This window comes from Paenibacillus sp. P2(2022), assembly GCF_029522175.1.
GTDB lineage: Bacteria > Bacillota > Bacilli > Paenibacillales > Paenibacillaceae > Paenibacillus > Paenibacillus polymyxa.
Genome location: NZ_JAKWFI010000018.1, coordinates 35,727 through 54,219, shown reverse-complemented (window position 1 = coordinate 54,219; position 18,493 = coordinate 35,727). Strand labels below are relative to the sequence as shown.

27 protein-coding genes are annotated in these 18,493 nt (G+C 40.9%); 5 read left to right on the top strand and 22 right to left on the bottom strand.

Annotated elements, in window-relative coordinates; genetic code table 11:
- Positions 1–118: 118 nt before the first annotated feature.
- The 5 genes from MMB75_RS25795 to MMB75_RS25775 form a co-directional block, all read right to left on the bottom strand.
- A complete protein-coding gene (locus MMB75_RS25795; RefSeq protein ID WP_277511580.1) occupies positions 119–376 on the bottom strand; it encodes an oxidoreductase in 258 nt (85 codons plus the stop codon).
- A 319-nt stretch (positions 377–695) separates the two neighbouring features.
- Positions 696–1,415, bottom strand: a complete 720-nt coding sequence (locus MMB75_RS25790; RefSeq protein ID WP_277511578.1) for a LytTR family transcriptional regulator DNA-binding domain-containing protein — start codon at positions 1,413–1,415, stop codon at positions 696–698.
- Between the two features lie 124 nt (positions 1,416–1,539).
- Positions 1,540–2,070 (bottom strand): accessory gene regulator ArgB-like protein, encoded by a 531-nt coding sequence (locus MMB75_RS25785; protein ID WP_277511575.1) that lies wholly within the window; start codon positions 2,068–2,070, stop codon positions 1,540–1,542.
- Positions 2,021–2,734: a hypothetical protein gene (locus tag MMB75_RS25780; RefSeq protein WP_277511572.1), complete on the bottom strand. Its 714-nt coding sequence runs from the start codon at positions 2,732–2,734 to the stop codon at positions 2,021–2,023. The genes MMB75_RS25785 and MMB75_RS25780 overlap by 50 nt, the downstream gene beginning before the upstream one ends.
- 65 nt (positions 2,735–2,799) lie before the next feature.
- The gene (locus tag MMB75_RS25775; RefSeq protein ID WP_277511569.1) at positions 2,800–3,135 is read right to left on the bottom strand and encodes a YolD-like family protein; all 336 of its coding nucleotides are present in this window, start codon (positions 3,133–3,135) and stop codon (positions 2,800–2,802) included.
- Between the two features lie 537 nt (positions 3,136–3,672).
- Between MMB75_RS25775 and MMB75_RS25770 the strand changes: the two genes are divergently transcribed.
- From MMB75_RS25770 to MMB75_RS25750, 5 genes are all read left to right on the top strand, one after another.
- Positions 3,673–3,867, top strand: coding sequence for a type II toxin-antitoxin system HicA family toxin (locus MMB75_RS25770; protein WP_152380875.1), 195 nt, complete (start codon positions 3,673–3,675; stop codon positions 3,865–3,867).
- A 29-nt stretch (positions 3,868–3,896) separates the two neighbouring features.
- On the top strand, positions 3,897–4,322 hold the full coding sequence (locus MMB75_RS25765; protein ID WP_277511565.1) for a type II toxin-antitoxin system HicB family antitoxin: 426 nt from the start codon (positions 3,897–3,899) through the stop codon (positions 4,320–4,322).
- A complete protein-coding gene (locus tag MMB75_RS25760; protein WP_277511562.1) occupies positions 4,322–4,525 on the top strand; it encodes a hypothetical protein in 204 nt (67 codons plus the stop codon). Before MMB75_RS25765 ends, MMB75_RS25760 begins: the two co-directional genes overlap by 1 nt.
- A gap of 11 nt (positions 4,526–4,536) precedes the next feature.
- Positions 4,537–4,842: a hypothetical protein gene (locus tag MMB75_RS25755; RefSeq protein WP_277511559.1), complete on the top strand. Its 306-nt coding sequence runs from the start codon at positions 4,537–4,539 to the stop codon at positions 4,840–4,842.
- A 188-nt stretch (positions 4,843–5,030) separates the two neighbouring features.
- Entirely contained in the window at positions 5,031–5,489 is a 459-nt protein-coding gene (locus tag MMB75_RS25750; RefSeq protein ID WP_277511557.1) for a hypothetical protein, read from the top strand.
- Between the two features lie 71 nt (positions 5,490–5,560).
- Here MMB75_RS25750 and MMB75_RS25745 read toward each other — a convergent pair whose 3' ends face one another.
- The 17 genes from MMB75_RS25745 to MMB75_RS25665 form a co-directional block, all read right to left on the bottom strand.
- Entirely contained in the window at positions 5,561–5,794 is a 234-nt protein-coding gene (locus tag MMB75_RS25745; protein WP_277511554.1) for a hypothetical protein, read from the bottom strand.
- A 91-nt stretch (positions 5,795–5,885) separates the two neighbouring features.
- On the bottom strand, positions 5,886–6,203 hold the full coding sequence (locus tag MMB75_RS25740) for a hypothetical protein (RefSeq protein ID WP_277511551.1): 318 nt from the start codon (positions 6,201–6,203) through the stop codon (positions 5,886–5,888).
- A gap of 45 nt (positions 6,204–6,248) precedes the next feature.
- The gene (locus MMB75_RS25735; RefSeq protein ID WP_277511546.1) at positions 6,249–6,929 is read right to left on the bottom strand and encodes a hypothetical protein; all 681 of its coding nucleotides are present in this window, start codon (positions 6,927–6,929) and stop codon (positions 6,249–6,251) included.
- Positions 6,930–7,092: 163 nt separating this feature from the next.
- Positions 7,093–7,443 (bottom strand): hypothetical protein, encoded by a 351-nt coding sequence (locus tag MMB75_RS25730; RefSeq protein ID WP_277511543.1) that lies wholly within the window; start codon positions 7,441–7,443, stop codon positions 7,093–7,095.
- The gene (locus MMB75_RS25725; protein ID WP_277511541.1) at positions 7,436–7,864 is read right to left on the bottom strand and encodes a hypothetical protein; all 429 of its coding nucleotides are present in this window, start codon (positions 7,862–7,864) and stop codon (positions 7,436–7,438) included. The genes MMB75_RS25730 and MMB75_RS25725 overlap by 8 nt, the downstream gene beginning before the upstream one ends.
- A 6-nt stretch (positions 7,865–7,870) precedes the next feature.
- The gene (locus MMB75_RS25720) at positions 7,871–8,560 is read right to left on the bottom strand and encodes a hypothetical protein (protein WP_277511538.1); all 690 of its coding nucleotides are present in this window, start codon (positions 8,558–8,560) and stop codon (positions 7,871–7,873) included.
- Between the two features lie 368 nt (positions 8,561–8,928).
- Complete coding sequence (locus MMB75_RS25715) at positions 8,929–9,489, bottom strand: phage holin, LLH family (RefSeq protein WP_277511535.1); 561 nt, start codon at positions 9,487–9,489, stop codon at positions 8,929–8,931.
- A 14-nt stretch (positions 9,490–9,503) separates the two neighbouring features.
- Positions 9,504–10,421, bottom strand: coding sequence for a peptidoglycan recognition protein family protein (locus MMB75_RS25710; protein WP_277511532.1), 918 nt, complete (start codon positions 10,419–10,421; stop codon positions 9,504–9,506).
- A gap of 3 nt (positions 10,422–10,424) precedes the next feature.
- The gene (locus tag MMB75_RS25705; protein ID WP_277511530.1) at positions 10,425–10,826 is read right to left on the bottom strand and encodes a hypothetical protein; all 402 of its coding nucleotides are present in this window, start codon (positions 10,824–10,826) and stop codon (positions 10,425–10,427) included.
- Between the two features lie 87 nt (positions 10,827–10,913).
- Positions 10,914–11,879: an acetylxylan esterase gene (locus MMB75_RS25700; RefSeq protein ID WP_277511529.1), complete on the bottom strand. Its 966-nt coding sequence runs from the start codon at positions 11,877–11,879 to the stop codon at positions 10,914–10,916.
- 35 nt (positions 11,880–11,914) lie between these two features.
- Entirely contained in the window at positions 11,915–13,060 is a 1,146-nt protein-coding gene (locus tag MMB75_RS25695) for a hypothetical protein (protein WP_076292405.1), read from the bottom strand.
- A gap of 77 nt (positions 13,061–13,137) precedes the next feature.
- Positions 13,138–15,138, bottom strand: coding sequence for a glycoside hydrolase family protein (locus tag MMB75_RS25690; RefSeq protein WP_179085885.1), 2,001 nt, complete (start codon positions 15,136–15,138; stop codon positions 13,138–13,140).
- Positions 15,131–15,679: a YmfQ family protein gene (locus tag MMB75_RS25685; protein WP_256703206.1), complete on the bottom strand. Its 549-nt coding sequence runs from the start codon at positions 15,677–15,679 to the stop codon at positions 15,131–15,133. The genes MMB75_RS25690 and MMB75_RS25685 overlap by 8 nt, the downstream gene beginning before the upstream one ends.
- On the bottom strand, positions 15,672–16,739 hold the full coding sequence (locus MMB75_RS25680) for a baseplate J/gp47 family protein (protein ID WP_277511518.1): 1,068 nt from the start codon (positions 16,737–16,739) through the stop codon (positions 15,672–15,674). Before MMB75_RS25680 ends, MMB75_RS25685 begins: the two co-directional genes overlap by 8 nt.
- Positions 16,732–17,139: a DUF2634 domain-containing protein gene (locus MMB75_RS25675; protein WP_076292402.1), complete on the bottom strand. Its 408-nt coding sequence runs from the start codon at positions 17,137–17,139 to the stop codon at positions 16,732–16,734. The genes MMB75_RS25680 and MMB75_RS25675 overlap by 8 nt, the downstream gene beginning before the upstream one ends.
- On the bottom strand, positions 17,136–17,495 hold the full coding sequence (locus tag MMB75_RS25670; protein WP_064795242.1) for a DUF2577 domain-containing protein: 360 nt from the start codon (positions 17,493–17,495) through the stop codon (positions 17,136–17,138). The genes MMB75_RS25675 and MMB75_RS25670 overlap by 4 nt, the downstream gene beginning before the upstream one ends.
- Positions 17,495–18,493: an XkdQ/YqbQ family protein gene (locus MMB75_RS25665; protein ID WP_076292401.1), complete on the bottom strand. Its 999-nt coding sequence runs from the start codon at positions 18,491–18,493 to the stop codon at positions 17,495–17,497. The genes MMB75_RS25670 and MMB75_RS25665 overlap by 1 nt, the downstream gene beginning before the upstream one ends.

The window sequence follows — 18,493 nt, the reverse complement described above, 5'->3', positions numbered from 1 at the left end:
TTATTACATCATGCCGCCCATGCCGCTTTTACCTGTGTTATTGATGAATACATATGAATATAAAGGGTTTTTACTGTGCTATTTATGAACTGATAAGAACCAAAATCACTACGTTGCGTTAACTTTCTGTTAACACGTTAACATAATTCCCTCCTGCCCTTATAGCATCTTTAACTCCTTGTTGGTAACCTGTTCTACAATAAATGTCCCCTTTTACAATGTACAAATTCTCAATCTCTTCAATGATATCCAAACTGACATTGTAATCATCATGCAGGTTGTTAAGAATAACAGAAAGCTTCTTATGTAATAAGTCTTCACTACGCTCACACGCTACTGTTATAGCGGCTATTCTGCCTTCATCAAATTGTGTCATCTATTCACTCTCCCGATGTATTTATTTACTGGCAACCCTTTTTCCTGTATACTCGCTGTGAATCATTATCAGTGGGATCTAACTCGGCTATCCTGGCAGGGATGCCAACCCACAATTAAGCGCCTCTCTCATGGGAGGCGTTTTTTCACATCCTTCCCGTGTACGTCTTTTTGTTGTCTTAACCCTTTATATCAATTATCATATCGTGGCGTAAAGGGGAAAAATGTCGTCTCGTGTCGAATCGATTTGGGCCATCCTAGGGTGAATTTATCTTGACTTTTTCTTTGTTGTATGATAAAAAGCCCAGCCAAAGGTGGGCTTAGTTAAAGTCTAAAATTTTTTTAAGCATATCAAGTTTGCTTTTAGATATAGGGCAAGTATAATTCGTATCCTTAAATATAATTTCCGTTCCATAACTCTGCTCATCATATCCGGCTACTTTAGATAAATTTATGAGGTGACTTGGAGTAGCAGGAAAAAGATAAGGAAAAACCTTCTTACACTTTTTGAAGGTCAAAATGATTGCGATGTATTCATTTTGGCTATGAAAACGAGGAACATGATAATTTTTTTTTGGGTCCCACATATCAAAAAAGCAAATATCTTTCGCCGGGTAAAGACCAACCGAAGTCTTGGTTTCACCTATAATAAACCGCCGATCATCGGGGCGCTTATTAGCAGCATCAATAAGGTCACTCAAAAAAACAGAATTAGTCTTATTAACGCTAGTATAAACTCTGGGATCACCAAAAAAAACTTTGCCGCCATAGTCTGCTGTTTCGTGTGTTGAAACATTTTTCAGATTGACCAAATTGCCTGCATCCAGGCTAATAAAATCGGGAAATCCGTTAACGAATTCCCCGAGAGTTGTTGGAACTGTATAATTACCGCTGGTTGCGAAAAAAAACGGTATTTCATAGTTCGATTTTGGTTTCCAATTTTCGATAGCTATTAGGTCGCTTTCAAAAAATGAAAACCTATCTCCGTAACTACCATCCGACATAATCTCAGGTGCAAAAATCTCTCTGTTGTTGTCCATAGATCAAATCATTTCTTTAGTTCTTTCGGCAGCGGTAAAGCTCCGATGATGGTTTTGCGGCTTACAGCAGCTTTGTTAGCATCTTTTAATAACTGTTTGGACACAAGACGCGCAATAGTCTTTTTCATGCTTTTTCACCTCCCTTCAGAATCGGTAGCGGTAGGAGTAAAATAGCCTGAGCCGCGAAAGAAAGAGCAATTATAGGAGATTGAATAATAAAATTAGCGAGTACAATAGTAAGGGAAATCCATTTTAGAAATGGATCTATTTTAGAAGGATTAATTTCTTCGAAGTTATTCGGCGCCACGCATAGTACGACTAATGCTGTTATGGCTGTAAGTAGTAGCGTGCCACCATGTCCTAAATCCACCAAGGGAATACTAGCAAAAAGCGCAGCTGAAAACACAGCACAAACCGTTAAAGATTTAAAATGCAATCCTCCAGAAAACTTCCTAAGTGCAACAAATGAAAAAAAAGCTACGAGTGCACCTACCATGTGTCCTAGCATCCATCCAAATAACGCCGTAAGCACAAAACCAGAAAACCAATTAAGCTTTATACCTATTATGTAGGTTAACACCTCAACGCTTCCTGGCCCCTCTGGATCAGCTCTTTTTATTCCTAGCGCGATACGCCTCGATAGCCTTTCTAGCATCTTCCATGTCCTCCTTTCTTGATAGAATATAGGAGAAACCGAAGGTAAATATAGACATAAGTAAAAGAACAAACGGACTGGACTGGTATAAAAGAACCTCTGCTATAAAGATGGTGACGGAGGATAAAAGAGCACTAACTGATACCCTCCTATTTTCTGCGGATAAATAATTTTCTTTCCATATAAAATCGTGCGGCGGAGTAACGATAAACGAGAAGCCGGTATAATAAATTCTAAGGATAAACGATATAGCAAAACAGATAAGTATATATGTTAATTGTAAGATGTAGACCTGATAAGTTGTGTTTTGCTGTAGTACCCCAGTCTGCAAAATACCCAGAAAATTATAAAGATAGTAGACGCCGACTTGCAAAATCGCATATGCACTTATTCCAGCTCCGAGGATAAATGCCGCAAGATGCGTCTTAATCGACATCCCGTATCTGAAAAACAATATAAACAGTATATATTGTAAAGGTAAATCCCACTTAGGAATATCGAAAACCACGCGCATGAAAAAAGAAATTATAGCGATTAATACCCCAAAACCAATAATTCTTTTTTTATATGATGCTACTGGAAGCATATATATTTTAAGACTAAACACCATAACGGCTATTGCATCCAAAATACCAAGCAGTATATAAATCGCATTACTTAACACCTCACACCGCCTATCTAATTAATCTACCTTAATTATATAGGGGCGCATGACGTAAGCAAGAGATTTTAAAAATTTGTCGAAACAATATCCTCCAGCTTAATCCAACTAAAATCATCCTCACCACGAAACAGTTTTACTTCGCGTCTAGCGGTGTTAATTGATGTAACCACACCAGTCATAAGCGTGTCGTCGAACGGGCTAAACACGGTCACCGTGACGGCGTTGCGTGAGTTGTAAGAGTCTATTAGAGCCTGCTCAATCAATTGCACCTCTTGATCGTCTAGCTCAGGCTTTCCCCTCCGTTGTCGGTCCTTCATAAGCTTTAGATAAGCCTCTTTATGTTCTGGTATGATAATCCGGCTGCTTTCCCACAAACCATTACCTTCTAGTTTTTTAGACATGTATGTAGCCTCCTGTTGTGTTATGTAGAAATTATATAGCGAACGTTTGTTCCTTACAAGGGATATGTTTTCTAGAAAACAAAAAAATAAGCCTCAGATTAATCCGAGGCTTAATATTCCGTATAGTATCTATTTGCTGCACCTGGTGGCGTAACGATCTTCTGATCGCGATCCCAGCCCTCTATGATTACGATATGGCGCGTATCAGATTTGTTTTCCCAGAAGATATAGTTATCATTTTCAAGAGCCAACAGACCCGCCTTTATGTCCTCTGTGCGCCTTCCTGTCTTTATCTCCAGTTCTCGTATGGTCGGTAGTCGCCTTCTTCCAGCAGAGTAGTTGTAGAGTATCCGTAGTAGCTTGCGTTCTAAATCGGGCAACAATGCGATCAACTCCCTTCACTTGTATTATATACAAACATTCGTTCCTATAAAAGAGACGGAAAATAATTCTTTACACTCTTATTATACGTATAAATAATACGTTGACACGTACTTATTATACGTGTATAATAATAAGTGTAAGGAGGGCAATCACTTGAAATCATACAGTTCGAGAGAATTAATCAAACTGTTAGAAGAGGACGGATGGTACATAATAGGAGTACATGGTAGTCACCACTACTTCAAGCATCCGACAAAAATCGGTAAGGTTACGGTTCCACATCCTAAGAAAAGCTTTCCTCCGAAGACACAAGCAAGTATCCTAAAGACAGCGGGGATTAAGGGCTGAACAGCCCTCCCCAAAGGAGGTTAATTATAGTGAGTAAAAAAGACGTTTATCGCTACTGGGCATTGCTCGACCATTCTGAAGAGGGTATATCCGTTCGTTTTCCAGATCTTCCTGGTTGCCTTACATTTGGAGATACTGCCGAAGAAGCGCACGCTGCAGCTCGTGAAGCGCTGGAGGGTTTTATGTATGTTACGGAACAAGACGGCGACCCTATCCCTGCCCCTTCCCCACTTGATGTTATTTTGGCACAAAGAGAAGCAACAGAAGCTGCGTGTGACGTTCAGGTCTATATGCCAGTAGTTCGGGAAGCTATGGAAAGTAAGGCTGTTAAAAAGACACTGACTGTCCCAAAGTGGCTTAATGATCAAGCTGAACTGCAACACCTTAATTTCTCCCAGGTGCTACAGGAAGGATTGAAGCGGAGTCTCGGTATTAATCCTTTGGAGAAACGATAATGAAATACGGCCCACGCAAGCCCAGCCTAAACAAGCGTATAGCAGCTCGTACCAGCCTCAAACGGCAGATTGTACACCGTGCAGGACTCAAGATGCCACGGGGCTGGGGATGGCTCAGAAACCCACGTAAGGCGGCATACAATAAGGTGTACAATCGTACAACGTTTGATATATTTAAAGTGATTGGTAAATTATTCAAGTAGGAGGGCTAAAAATGGCATTTGAAGGATATAGCGAGGATCAGCGAGGACGTTGGTTTAACTATCCATTTCCCTCATCGGTATCAATGTTATATGTGAATGTAGATCAAACAGAAACAAAATGGTACCTTATTAACGAACAAGAAAAACATTTGATCCGTATTAGGAATGAAAAACAAATTGAAATGCTCTATTACTGTATGTATGGAGTCCGGTTAAATGACGAGAAAATCAACTGGATTATTGACAAAAACGGTGGAGGTTTCAAGTATTACGACAGTGTAGATGATTTTAAAAAAGCTGAAGATGAAGTGGTATAGGAATAACAAAAAAGCTCTGCCGACCAATTAAGGTTAGCAGAGCTTTTAACTATATATAGATTAATCTAACTATCCCCCATTGATTCACATAACAACATCATTTAATGGTACTTAGTGACTATGTACACAGATGTACAGATTAATTATAATTATTTTTGTAGTTAAATTATAGAAAGAAGGGATTTAATTTGAAAAGATTAATGAGTTTTGGTATCGCCACATCATTGCTTCTGTCACTAAGCCCTGCTGCTTTTGCGCAGGATTCAATTTCAGCAAATCAAACTGATAGTGGTTTCATTAAAGTGATTGAAAATACTGAGAATCAGGAAGGACATGTTATTACTCCTTTTGATGTTCAATTGATTAATCCGATACATCACACTGGAAAAGGAGCATTTGAGAAAACCTTCACCATGATCCCTGAGAATGGAGAAGACGCCAATGTGTTCGTTAAAAATAATGGAAGTTCAACAGTTTATGTAGAGATTAAGAAAGCGGGTTCTAGCACCTCTATAGACACTTCGGTTTCACCTGGTAGTCAAAAGACCTTGCAAATTTATTCTCAAAGCAAAAACTCATATAGTGTATACATTTACACCCAGGACGGTTCCCAGATGGACCTCAATATAAGCGCAAGACAATTCTAATTAATGTGCAGCAATTACTAAGTAGATTCATATACATCCGACTCACATAAAACAGAGAAGGACTCTATCGGCTATATACCGTTGGAGTCCTCTTTCACATCTACTCTAAATTCAAACTGCTTACGAAAGAAATACGCCCCGTTAATCTTGATGGCTTCAGGTGTAATCTTCTCCAATACTCCACCGTAATCCACAATGTCTATCAAATCCTCTCCCAACGGCTGGACTACATATACTCTTACCTGGCTTAATGCAGCTGCAAATAGTTCTATATCCGACTTTAACACTTTATATGTATGGTTCATGCTGATCACCTCAGTAATTCATTCGGTGAATGATGTGGTAATTCCTTTAATAAAAAAACCGCCGACCAGTTAAGATTAGCGGGGATTTTATTTATTCAGGCAAATCAGAGTTTTCGGGCTTTACCCATCCCTCATTAAATCTGAAATAAGTTGTTTCTCCTGTAAGCCTGTTCACTTTGACCAAAGTTTCTTTTGAATGTGTATATAGATATGGTGTCGGATAAACATAGTAAAATATAAAAAGTAAGAAAATCAGTAAAAACGCGTATTTGAAAACATCCTTTGTTGCTATTACTGCTAAACTCTTGTCTTTTTCTTTTGAAAAAATTAATGAAGCAGTACCGATCAGCCCCAAAATAATGAAGATGGATATCAATCCAATTATGATATACAAAATAATAGTAACCATTCTTTTGAACTCCTCGCCCAAATCAATTCAATTACTGGTTAAAAATTACTGATTTTTGACATTCTCGGTTTTCTCAGATATGTCTACTCCATACTTAGTTTGTAACTCTCCTAAAGAATCTGTATACATTCTTAGTTTTTCATTGCTCAAATCAGAGTTTGTTTTTAGATTAGCCTGAGCTTCTGATGCTTTTTCATCAGTTATTTGATAGTCGTTGGGTTTATCAGCTACATATTTCATGAGTGTAACAGTATCTGATTGAAGATCAATGGCTGCAGAAATTGATTCAAGTAATTTCTCATGAGTATCAGTTATGCTCTTGTAACCTTGGTATTTTGATATTAGTTTTCTTTCCTCTTCTTGAATATCTATAAGTCTATGGAGTTTATCATCCTGAATTTCTACAGTTAAATCCTCTATCTTCTGTTGTTTTCGCTCAAGCACAAATTTTACAACTATCATTTTATTTTCATTCATATACTGAGTTAGTTTTTCTTTCATTGTAGATTCTATTTGATCTTCTTTTGCTTTTTCTAATAGTGTTTTTGCATCAGAGCTTGAGGGATTATCGATTAAGGCATTGTTAAAACTGTCTATTGCTGAACTGTATTGTTTGCTTTTTAAGTATTTTTTCCCATGGTTCATATTTTTTTCAAACTCACTTTGACCACATCCAACTAACATAAAAATTACAGCGAATGACAAAATATAAAAAATGAGCCGCATTTATAGACCACCTTTTGAACAATTATGATATCGGATTTTCAACTGTTTATTTTGATAACCAATAAAAAATGAATATAAAAAATACCCCACCAGCGTATGCCAGCAAGGTGCAAGAGATACTTTATTTCACAAAGACTTATCTAACAATATAAAAGCCAAATGATCAGCCTCTTCTTCGCCGATTTTTCTGTGTTCCTTTGGATGTATCAGCAGCCGAAGGCCTTGTCCTATTTACATATCCCATAAACATTTCATACAGAAAAATAAATGGGAGCGTTCCTATCATAATGTACCATATGACATTTAATAGTGCTGGTTTCATGAATTCTTGATTCTTTCCGAATAATATCAAAAGCATCGTAAAAATAACTAATACTATTAATGTCCCTAAATAGACTGTTGTGACAGTTGTTAATTTACCGTTTTTCCACAAACCACCTAGTTCGAAATTAATCCAAGCTTTTTTTTCGGGTTCAGGAGGTGCATCAAGTACAGAAAATGCAATATTAAACATTCCTTTTCTCCCACTTTTGATAGTCACAATAAATACCAGCTAGCAACCCGGCCGACAAGATCACTCCGAACAAAGAAGGTATAATTGAAATAGTATTTGTAATTCCTAAAACCAAAAAAGAAGTGAGCGCAACAATTCCGACTATGCCGAATGAAAAGAAGCCCATCACTACCTTTTTATACATAAAAATAGCCTCCTTAACTTCAGATATGTCACCTTCAATTGCAACTCCATTTTGATCAACTTCATAATATGAACTCACGTCAATGGGAGGAGGGGTAGTACCTTTGATTTTTGAAGGTTCTGAATATTCTTCAATCACATCAACAATTGCTGGATATTTCTTTTGCAGAGTCAGATCACTTAGACCATCTCCAAAAGTCGATCCGATGAAAGATCTACTTTGAGTAAAAGATGACATTATAGCCTACCTCCAGATTCTATTCGGGAACTCTTCAAGATTAGAACAAATACCATTTAGAACACCATTGATCTGATCGGGTTTTTTTTCAAATTCTGTTGAAATATCAATATCGATGAGCGGATGAACGCTTTCCACGTTTAATGATGAAATATCACCTGTAGTTAGATTTAGGTTTTCGCCTTTAACTTTGTGTAAGTATCCAGTATTAACAACCATTGTCAATTCGTGATTTACCTTATACCTAAAAGAAACTCTTGGTTCAACATCCAATGTCGCGGCTTGTTCACCTAAGAAATCTAAAATATTTTGTGAGAAAAAATAATTGGCTAGTTTTTTTGAAGCATCTAAATTGTTTTGGATCTCTTCAAAGTAAGAATGAGCCCTTACACCGATTCTTTTTGTTTTTTCAACATCCATCTTTCTCATAATAAATGGAATAATGGAAGCGCCTAAAACCTTAATTTGATGTACGTTTTTTGGTAAATCCAAGTCTATAACCAGTCGTTCTTGATACAGTTGTACATTTGATGCGGTTTGCGGATTTAAAAACAAGAGCATTTTGTTCTCTTCCCTGTATTCAAAATGAGGGAAATCTTTTTTTAGCTCTTTTACAATATCATTTCGTGTCCTTCCGTCCTCAAATAAAAAAGAGGGTTCGAATCTTATTTCCGCGAAAATTTTGTTTAATTTCATAATATCCTCATCCCATGGTTGATTCTGTTGTGAGATAATACATTCATCTAGTAAAAATGTACCATTGTATAAATATTCCTGTCAATCTTTGAACACTTTAATACATCCCTAAGCACCTCCATTTTGTTTGTTTTCTAAATTTCTCTATTATCATAATAAACACCTTTCTCCCATAGTTAGGCTGAAAAAAGACTAACCTAAGTACATTTCAGGGACGTTATTAGGATAAAACCTATATTTATAGCGTCGTTTTGGGGATAGGTAAAATGACAACGCTATGAATATAGGTGAATTAACAGCTTGCTTAACAACCCGAAAACAAAAATAACCCCACCAGCGGAAGCTAGTAGGGCATTAACTTTTTAGGTTTACTCCGTAATGACTGGAGTTTTTACGGAATCTACTGGTGCAGGATTAGGCTCGGGTGCAGATTGAACCTGAGCAGAGGCAGCGGGTCCCACTTCTGCTGTAGCCTGTGCCAAGAAATCATTAAGCTTTGCAGCAAGACCCGATACAGCTTCCTTAGCTGCTACCTGTGCTGCCTCCTCGTTTGGCTGTGCTTCAGTAGCCAGTACCGCTTTTGTTTTGGCCTTATACTCCAGATATGCTTTCTCAATCGCGGCTTGAAGCTCCACAACTGACACTGTAATGCCTTGTTCTGTCAAACGGAGTGTAGCATACTGTAAAGCTTCTTGAAGCTTACGCTCGCCTCCAGCCTGCTTAAACGCCGTTTGAGCAAAAGCGAAGCCCTCCCCAGCAATCTTGTGTATTACTTCCCTCTGTGCTGCCGTTGTACGCGCTTCTAGCCACACGTTAACCTTAGTTTTGAGTTTGTTCAGACCTCCTAAAACAAACGCTGTAAGCACACCCGCAGCGGCTGTGACGATGGTATTTACGTAAGGTTGTACAGTTTCGATAATTGTTTGCATATAAAATCCCCCTATTATTGTTTGGGCAGACCTGCGGCAGCGCGCAGATAATTAGCCAGATTGTTGAAATGTTGCATTTGTTCCTTGTCACCCGCTTGTTTCGCTTTAAACCAAGCTGGTTGGAGCCACCGGAAGATAATCTCTTGTGCATTGGACTTGTACAGCTTCACAGATCCAGCAAGCGGCAGATTCTTTTCATTAAGCCCGGCCGCAGCTCGCAGGTTATTAGCGAGGTTATGAAAGTGTGTCTTGCCTTCCTGATCGGCTGCCTTCTGGCTGGCAAACCAAGCTGGAGATACATAGTTGTCTATAAGCGACTGAGCGATATACACAGGCAGCGGTGTAAAGTCCAGCGCAACAGGAGCCACAGAAGCGCCTTTAAGCTCTGCTTCCACGTCATAAACCAATTCCTTTAGCGTCTTGCCAATAGTCGCAAGCGCTTGGTCTACGTCTCTCTTACGAGCAGGGTCAAGCTGTTTATGGCTTGGTATGTGTGTACGTGGATTAATCCCCCACTTGTTACAGCAGTAAGCCATATACCATACAAAGCGTTTGTAAGCCTCCAGCGTGTCGATCTTGCCACCAAAACAAAGTTCTATACCAAGGGCGATATCGTTTGCATCGTCGCCAAAGCGTTCGTTATCCGTGGTGACGTTGTACAAGACGTGCCAAGCTTTCTCTGCTGCGTCTGGTCCGGTTCCTGTTGGGATGATTTCAAGAATCTTTTTGTCATCTACAAAGACCTGAGCAGATGCGGATCGGTCTTTTAGATTTTGAAAATAGGTAAAGTGGTTATCCGCTGAAGCTCCTGGATTACCCGTGTCGTGTGCAACTAAAAAGACCGGATTCCCGCTTGTTAGGCGAGTACCCGGTCTTACGTTATGGCGCTTGTTTATGTAGCGCCGTTCTATCGTATATTTGGTTGTATCCAATTATCACAATCCCCCTCTAAAAATGAAGGCGACGATAGCAATGATCGTGCCTCCTAAAACGAACTTAGTAAAGTCCATCCAGCTCTTTTGCCCCGCCTTTTCGTCTTCCTGGCTTTGTTGAAGTAATTGAAACATACGTGCATCCAAGGTATCCCACCGGCGCATGATTTCATTGAATTGAATCTTCATTTCCGCTGAAGCTTGTTTAATCTGTTTCACATCTTCTTCGTGACGGCTCCGGCTCTCATCAAGATAGTTGAGTTTAAGTTGCATGGCGTTACTTTCTGCCGCAAGTCTAGCAAATTCATCTGATAAAGCAGACAATCCCTTTTCCACATCTTCAAGCCTTTGGATCGGCACTACATCCCCTTCCCCTCCTTTGAAGATTTCCCCCGTTTCGTTCATGACCTTTCCCCCGTCTCTCTATAAAATCAGCCCTCAACCACTCTGAGGACATAAAAAAACACGCCGTTTAAGACGTGTCGTTAAAATCTATTTAAGATTCTTATCGAAAAAATCAGCTGCAAGTTGAGTGGAAAATTCATGTGTAACCCCTCGCGGAGATTGTAAGTTTACATTTTTTTCAACACTCAATTCTTTGTAATGTTCCTTTATTTTAGCATATGAAACCTGAGCATCTGCATAATGGAAATGGTCCATCTCTCCGTTAACATACAACGCGTTACGTGGAGCGATTAGATTGCCGACATCCCACATCTCTCCAATGTTAAGGATCCCGCTAATGTTGTTACAGATATCGTGCGTACCGTCTGTGAACGTTTTTGCATAGGTGCCGAGATAACCTTGTACATAAGCTGCGTCTACTCGCTCATCTAATGCAGCAACCAACATACTCAGTGCTCCGCCTGTAGATACACCAGCGGTTCCGATTTTCTTCTGATTCACGTAACTGACGTTGTTTACTGCTGCGCTCAGATATAAAGCATCCGTAGTTATATCCCCATACCACGAACCGCCGTGCAAGCGCGCTACAGCATCAAGGACTAGGTGATCTCCCATCTTCGCAAGCTTACCCATACCTCTATTTTCCATTGTGTAAACGAGGTAACCATTTTGTGCAAGTCCTACTGCACCAGCATGTTGATATGATTCTGGTTTAGAGATTAGTTCTTCCATCTCCCCATGTCCAGAAAATACTAGGACCGTAGGATACTTATTATTTGTTTTAAAGCCTTTCGGGTAGATCACTTCGCCAGGTATCTTCTGACCGTCAAAACTAGAAAACGTTATATCTGTTACATCCAGTCCCTCTACCTTTTTTTGTTCTCCGTAGATAATTTCAGGAGCATCTGGTAACTTTCCGTTATTCAAATGAATGCCGTAAACAGATATAAGTTTCTGTTTAAATGTAGCTCCCTTATCAGCATAAGCGAAGGATGTAGTCATAATTAGGATCAGTGCCACCAACAAGAAACTTATCTTTCTACGCAATATCAACTCAACGCCTTCCAAAAGGTATTTATTAATAGTTATTAATAGAGTACCTTCATTCCAGAAGACAAGTCAATGAGAAGCGAATACAAAATGTCCTTAAAATCCGTCGACGCAACAGCACTATCTATAAACGTAGCTGTTCTCATCTTGCCCGTTATAACATTACCAGATATTGAAATGTTATCGAGTCTATTGGCTGTGTCGGTTACCAGATTGATGCCGACACTGTTTGCATTATTGAGCTTTATTTGATTGTCTTTAATATTTGCAGTCGATATCGAGGTATCTTCGTCCTTACCTATAGCAATTTGTCCTTTAACAGTGTTTGCGCCAGTAATCACGTTACTTACTACATTTAAATTTTCAACAGTAGATTGATCGTGCCCAAGTTGTAACACAAGTTCGGACATTGAAGTGATTTCGTTATTTTCTATAGTGACATTCTTTGGATTTGTTCCATCCAATAACAAACCCCATATCCCTAGGTTTTTGGCTCGGTCAATTTGAATTGTAGCCGTCCCGTAGGTGTCTTGGAGATTGTTACCGATACTTTCTCTTACAGTAACATTGCGTGATCCGCAAATGTCTACGAAATGTTGATCGTGATTTAACGATTGGACACGCTCAATGAGTACATTATCCGCATGTCCTAACGCAATCAAGTCCCCGTATTTTCTTGGTTTAGAAGTTACGCCACCGTCTGTAATTGTAAAATTACGCAAGGTGATATTCCCAGCTGCTTTATATTCACCATTTGTGTCGTAACCCTTATTTACAAGTAGTATGCCGTTTTGTTCCCGTTCACTACTGATCCTTTTGAGAATAGTGACACCCACCCCAGAGCCTTCAATTGTCACACCAGCCGGGATTATTAAGCAAGCCTTGTCATGCACGCTTTTTGCAAGACTTAATAAAAACTTGCCTTTGCCAAGGACAAGTTTACCGCCCCCGGCCCTTTCTAGGTAATTCAAAGCTGACTGTAAAGCCTGGGTCTGATCTGTGCCGTTACCAGTAGCGCCAAACGCAGCAGCTTTAACTACAAAATTGCGACCTTTGTTCAAAATTTCATGTTTGGTGCCAGAAACATTACTTATGCTAAAATCACTGGCTGACGCAAAGTAAAGTCCCGAAAAGAAAATACAAACAACCATAAGGAAAAACATAGATAATTTCATACGCATCATCTAACAACCTTCCCTAGTAACGTTTATGTTAACACCTTACATTTTAATGGGAAGTAAAGTCAATTCCTATAATGTATTTACACGCCGACACGCAACATCAAATAGCCACTGGATCTGATCGAACCTGTATGATCCGTTGGATTAATTGCCATGTTACAGCCAGCATTACCCGTGTTGATGGTTAAAGTGTTAATCACTCGACCATTCGCATCATTTCCTGTTACAGACTTACTCAATACTGCGCCTACAAACTTCGTGGTCGCCCCCTCCACCCAATAAGCTGTCTCAATTTCCTCTGCATCCGTACCAAATGCCGTGGCCGAAATCGGGTTAAAAAACATTGTTCCACTTGTCGTGTATGCCGTCTGTGTGATTCCGCTTTTTCTGATAGGCGAGACAAACGTATACGTCTTTGCAGATTGAATTGTCAATACAGGACCGGTTGCCGCAAAACCTAAAGATTCAAAGTTTACAAACTGCAGGTTATTGGTCCCATCTAACGACGGCGTGGACTCATGGTAATGCCCTTGCATTGGTGCGTCATCGTACACATTATTTTGTGAAACCACCGCTTGTAAAAAGTTTGAAACATTAACCCCTCCGCGCTCCGAAATCCCCCATCGGTACCCAGTGCCCAGAACCATATTTGAGATTATCTTTGCTTTGCAATAGAGACTGTTAGCAATGGCAGAATCCATTTCGAGTTGGATACCATACAATTGCGCATCCGTGCGGGAATTTGAGTCTGCCATTATAATTTGATTTGCGCTGATCAAAATATCTTTAAAACTATCTGCCCTTATAATCTTCGCATCTGCATAACCACCTCCTTGGCAGGCGAAGCGTACAGTATTATTACAAATTGCTGCACTAATGCCGTTACTCACTCGGATTCCCGAAATGTAATGAGTGCTGGTTGACTCTCTAATATCCATGTCAACGGTATTTTCTGATACCAATACATTTTTGAAATTAGCAAATGTACTTGGCATTGTAGAGCTACCAACAAAAATTGCTGCACGCATCTTCCCCGTTACGATATTGCTGGAGATAGATATGTTTTCAAACTTGTTTGTTGGATCGCCAACCAAGTAGATTCCTGCACTATTTATATTGTTGAGTTCTATTTTGTTATCTTCAATATCAGCGGTTGATATCGAAGTATCTTCGTCATTCCCGATTGCTATCTGACCTTTAGCAATGTTCGCACAAACAATTACATTGTCTACTACACTCAAGTCCTCTACAGTAGACTTTCCATGCCCAAGTTGTAGTATCAGTTCAGATATAGAAGTGATACTATTCCCTTCAATAGTCACATTGCTTGGATTTGTATCATCCAGCAAAAGACCCCAGATTCCAAGCCCTTTCGCCCGGTCGATTTGGATAGTTGCACTCCCATAGGTATCTTGCAAGTTATTACACATGCAATCCCGAATGGTGATATTTCGCGATCCGCAAACATCCACAAAATGTTGATCGTGATTTAAAGATCCAACCCGCTCAATAAGCACATTATCCGCATGCCCCAGCGCAATTAGATCCCCATATGTTCTGGGAGTTGCAGTAACAGCACCATCAGTGATCGTGAAATTTCGTAGCGTAATGTTACCCGCCGCTGTGTATCCACCCTTTGTGTCGTAATCCTTGTTAACTAACAATACTCCGTCTTGAATACGTTCGCTTTCCAGCCGTTTAAGGATAGTCACGCCCATGCCAGATCCTTCTATCGTTACTCCCTTAGGAATGAGGATACAAGCTTTGGTATGTGTGCTTTTAGCGAGACTCAAAAGAAATGTGCCTGCGCCTAGGATAAGTTTTCCGCCTCCGACACTCTCCAGGTAATTGAGTGCATTTTGAATGGCCTGTGTTTGATCTGTGTTATTTCCTGTGGCTCCAAACATATCCGACGTGACCACAAATTTAGTCGCCTTATCCAAGCTTCCTTTTGTCGAACCTGCAAAGGTGTCTATAGCACGCCAGTTGTCGTTCATCATAGTTTCCACATCGAAGAAATCATTCCCGTCTGTTGTGGGGTCCTTCATATATAAGCTCAAATTAGGTGTATTACTAGCCAATTGGCACACCTCCCGCAAAATTATTTAATTGAGTACTGTTTATTGCATTAATCGTCATCGTATGGTGTATTTCACGTATGACAAGATACCTGAACTTATATCGCACTTCTAGATGCGCGGGTTTTATTTCCTCTATTGCGTCCTTTAGATCCTGTAAGTTCGGCGGCACGCCTAAAGTACCGATAAATTTAATGTCAAACCGATATTCAGCCGGATATACAATTACATCCACCTTGCCGCGATCATAGCTGTCAGCAACATTTTTTATCATGCTTGCAGACACCTTGCCGCTGCCGCGCATTTTAGAGATAACCACGCTACGGCGCTGCTCGATTGGCTTAGATGGGAGCGGAGTTATTTTCAAATCGCGTTCCCAATAAGCAATTCCCCAAGTTGCCGTCTCCGGGTGAAACTGCCGGAATGTATCCACTATTGCGGCATTCACTTTGTCGAGCTCAATATCTTCCGTGTCCATTATCTGCACAAACTCTTCAATCTCTTGGTAATAGTCAGGCAGATAGGACATAAGTTTCTTAGACATGTACATCCACCGTCCCAAGTACAGCTACGCTATCCAGCGGAACTTGTATATTGCCAGTCAGCCCGTTAATAGTCAGGTCAAAGTAATCTATGACTTGTGGGACATCAAGGATAAGGTTTGCTATTCGAGTAATCCTAACTAATGTATCAGTGTCAGAGAAAGCTAAACCTTCAAGGTACTTCGCAATACTTACTTCTAATTGTTCTTTTACATCAGCCACCGTAGCATCCCGCGCGAGTTCGACTCTTGTACTAATATTGATAGCGACTTCAGTTGCCCCTACAACCGTAACAACTGGTCCGATTGGTGCAACACCTTCACCGTGTCCATCTTGAGTAGGATCAATATATGTTTGTACAGCCTGTACAACTGCAGCAGAGGGGGAACGTTTGTCGTTATTCAAAATAACAACCTTTACCGTCCCTTCACCGTTCCAGAGAGGGAATACTTTGGCGTCACCAACCCCTGGCACTTCACGTGCCCAGTTAACATATTGATTTTTATTTGCACTTGTAATAGGTTTCGATACTCTGTCTTGGTACCGATCGTACAACGCCTCTCCCGTTTCGGTATCTTCTCCAGACACCAACAGATCGACCAATTCGGCCCGAGCCAGCCCGTTTATAAAATCAATCGGTAACAGTGAACCCGAAAATTGATTACCTATTACGCCAGCCGTTTCACATTCTACGGCAAACTGTCCGACACCCAATTTGCTGAGCACGATATAATTCAGGTCCTCGATACCGTAGCGACTACCAATAGGTACGTCCATTAACGCTCCCTGGTTATCGTAAAACTTGCCCCGCCAGTGAGCCTTTGTTGCCGCCTTTCGCACTATGCCAGACCAAGCCACAGCCGAGTCCAAATATTCCTCATTGTCCGCATTTGGGAAAACTAGGCTTATATTCGTATCCAGCTCAACATACATTTGGGCCAGTTCATTTGCTGCAGGTGCCAGGGCATCATAAATAACGCTCCCCTCCCGTTTATCCATGGTATCTGGTATACGAGCCAGCAGGCGTTCTAAGATAGCTTCTTCAGTTTGACCCTCATACAATGCCACCCACCCCCGTTTCGTCTCTAAAGTTACCTTGTGTTGTGATCACTTCAAATTCGGCCAGAACATCGCTACCGTTAAAAGTGAATTGAAAATCTCGCACATCAGTAATCCGGTCATCTGCCAGGAGCGCTTCACGGACCAACCGTTTTAATTCAGTCTGCACAAATAACCGGCTCTGCCCTTGCAGCCGGTCTATCTCAGCTCCGTAATCATCGGAGTATATTAGATTTTCATAACGTAATGTCTGGAGTATCTTATACACCACTTGCCGCATAGCTTCCAGACCGTCCACAATGCCGCGTGCGCGTCCATTAAAAAAATCCAAGGCATATGTCTTGGTGGGCATTTCTTCCTCTTCAATCTCTTCATCAACAATGCTGCCGCCCTCTGGTATCATGGTTTCACCAACTTATCTATGACAGCGAATTGCTGGCCGCCTTGCATGCGTTGTAAAAGCACAGCGTCACCGATCTTGAGCCCTTCACGGATAACCAGTACATCAGGTAACGCGGTTTGGGTGGTTTTGGTTGCCGTTTCTGTCGGAGTTTCGTCTTTATACACGTGACTGTGTGTTAGGCTAACCTCGTAACGGGTTACTCGTTCCGTGATAAGCAAGAAATCTTCATCCAGTACCAAACGTTGATCCACTGTGATTTCAAGCGGCGCGATGCCTGTTACTTGCCCTACCATCCCTGTGGACGGCTTGGATGCCTCGACGCTGTTTAAAGCTATTTGTCGTAGCTGTTTTATCATTAAATCACCTTCAATTCGAGTGACATTGTGTGCTCAAGCCCTGAAAATTTATGTGTGCATGAATCTACCAAGTAAACTTGGCTTACTTTCAGATCGTCGATGAATACAGGCACATAACACCCGGCCCGGATGCTTAAATCTCCCATAGCATCTATACTCAGACTCTTGCTTTCCCGGTTGTGCAAGGTAAGAAGGTTTTGGGCTTTTTGTTTAATCTGTGCCGCGTTCATCTTTTCATCGACTTTATCGTAGAGTTGCAGCTTACCCCACTTTTTTATGTTGTTACCATCCTGATAAACGTAGGCATCCCGTTTGCCGCTCTCTTTATTGTCCTGCACCAGCTTTACATAGTTGTAGGTCTCACTGTCTATGGACCGTTTAAGCGCGTATCCGGTCATTAGACTGCCATCACCCACCGACACCGATACAAGCATATCAGCGGCCCGTTTAAGGGCCAGAGCGCCGAAATCGTCATAGAATACATAGATTGATCCAGTAGACATAAGCGTCTGGTCGATAGCCTTGTAAATGATATCTAATAGCTTTTGATTGTCCTCGACCATAGCGGGTATTTTGTATCCCGTGTCGGCAATCATCCCGGTCTTAAGTTTGAAGTCCTCCGCAATACGCTTGATAACCGCCCCGGCCGTTAGGTTTTTAAATACATATGTGTCATTGGCATTGAGATAGCGAATTTGGTCGTATGCGGTAATCTTCATATCGGACTTTTCCGACTGCTCCACCGAAAATACGTAGCCGTAAAATATCTTGTACTTGCCTTTGGTTATTCGAACGATATCCCCGTTTTGGACCTTGAACTTTTTGTTCTGGTAGATTCCGTCACGGACTAGCGTGATATCTACGCTACCTGGGCTCCCGGTGCGTTCGGTCTTCCAAGTTAATTCAGACACCAGCCCGGCGGCATTTTCCTTGCCCGCCATCGCCTCGCCGGACACCTGCCACACGTTACCGTCTCGATTGTCGATAAATATATCCAT

Coding starts and splice junctions, on each gene's coding strand:
- MMB75_RS25795 (WP_277511580.1), bottom strand. CDS start 376: ATGACACAATTTGATGAAGGCAGAATAGCCGCTATAACAGTAGCGTGT.
- MMB75_RS25790 (WP_277511578.1), bottom strand. CDS start 1,415: ATGGACAACAACAGAGAGATTTTTGCACCTGAGATTATGTCGGATGGT.
- MMB75_RS25785 (WP_277511575.1), bottom strand. CDS start 2,070: ATGCTAGAAAGGCTATCGAGGCGTATCGCGCTAGGAATAAAAAGAGCT.
- MMB75_RS25775 (WP_277511569.1), bottom strand. CDS start 3,135: ATGTCTAAAAAACTAGAAGGTAATGGTTTGTGGGAAAGCAGCCGGATT.
- MMB75_RS25760 (WP_277511562.1), top strand. CDS start 4,322: ATGAAATACGGCCCACGCAAGCCCAGCCTAAACAAGCGTATAGCAGCT.
- MMB75_RS25755 (WP_277511559.1), top strand. CDS start 4,537: ATGGCATTTGAAGGATATAGCGAGGATCAGCGAGGACGTTGGTTTAAC.
- MMB75_RS25745 (WP_277511554.1), bottom strand. CDS start 5,794: ATGAACCATACATATAAAGTGTTAAAGTCGGATATAGAACTATTTGCA.
- MMB75_RS25740 (WP_277511551.1), bottom strand. CDS start 6,203: ATGGTTACTATTATTTTGTATATCATAATTGGATTGATATCCATCTTC.
- MMB75_RS25735 (WP_277511546.1), bottom strand. CDS start 6,929: ATGCGGCTCATTTTTTATATTTTGTCATTCGCTGTAATTTTTATGTTA.
- MMB75_RS25730 (WP_277511543.1), bottom strand. CDS start 7,443: ATGTTTAATATTGCATTTTCTGTACTTGATGCACCTCCTGAACCCGAA.
- MMB75_RS25725 (WP_277511541.1), bottom strand. CDS start 7,864: ATGTCATCTTTTACTCAAAGTAGATCTTTCATCGGATCGACTTTTGGA.
- MMB75_RS25720 (WP_277511538.1), bottom strand. CDS start 8,560: ATGAAATTAAACAAAATTTTCGCGGAAATAAGATTCGAACCCTCTTTT.
- MMB75_RS25715 (WP_277511535.1), bottom strand. CDS start 9,489: ATGCAAACAATTATCGAAACTGTACAACCTTACGTAAATACCATCGTC.
- MMB75_RS25705 (WP_277511530.1), bottom strand. CDS start 10,826: ATGAACGAAACGGGGGAAATCTTCAAAGGAGGGGAAGGGGATGTAGTG.
- MMB75_RS25695 (WP_076292405.1), bottom strand. CDS start 13,060: ATGATGCGTATGAAATTATCTATGTTTTTCCTTATGGTTGTTTGTATT.
- MMB75_RS25685 (WP_256703206.1), bottom strand. CDS start 15,679: ATGTCTAAGAAACTTATGTCCTATCTGCCTGACTATTACCAAGAGATT.
- MMB75_RS25675 (WP_076292402.1), bottom strand. CDS start 17,139: ATGATACCAGAGGGCGGCAGCATTGTTGATGAAGAGATTGAAGAGGAA.
- MMB75_RS25670 (WP_064795242.1), bottom strand. CDS start 17,495: ATGATAAAACAGCTACGACAAATAGCTTTAAACAGCGTCGAGGCATCC.
- MMB75_RS25665 (WP_076292401.1), bottom strand. CDS start 18,493: ATGGATATATTTATCGACAATCGAGACGGTAACGTGTGGCAGGTGTCC.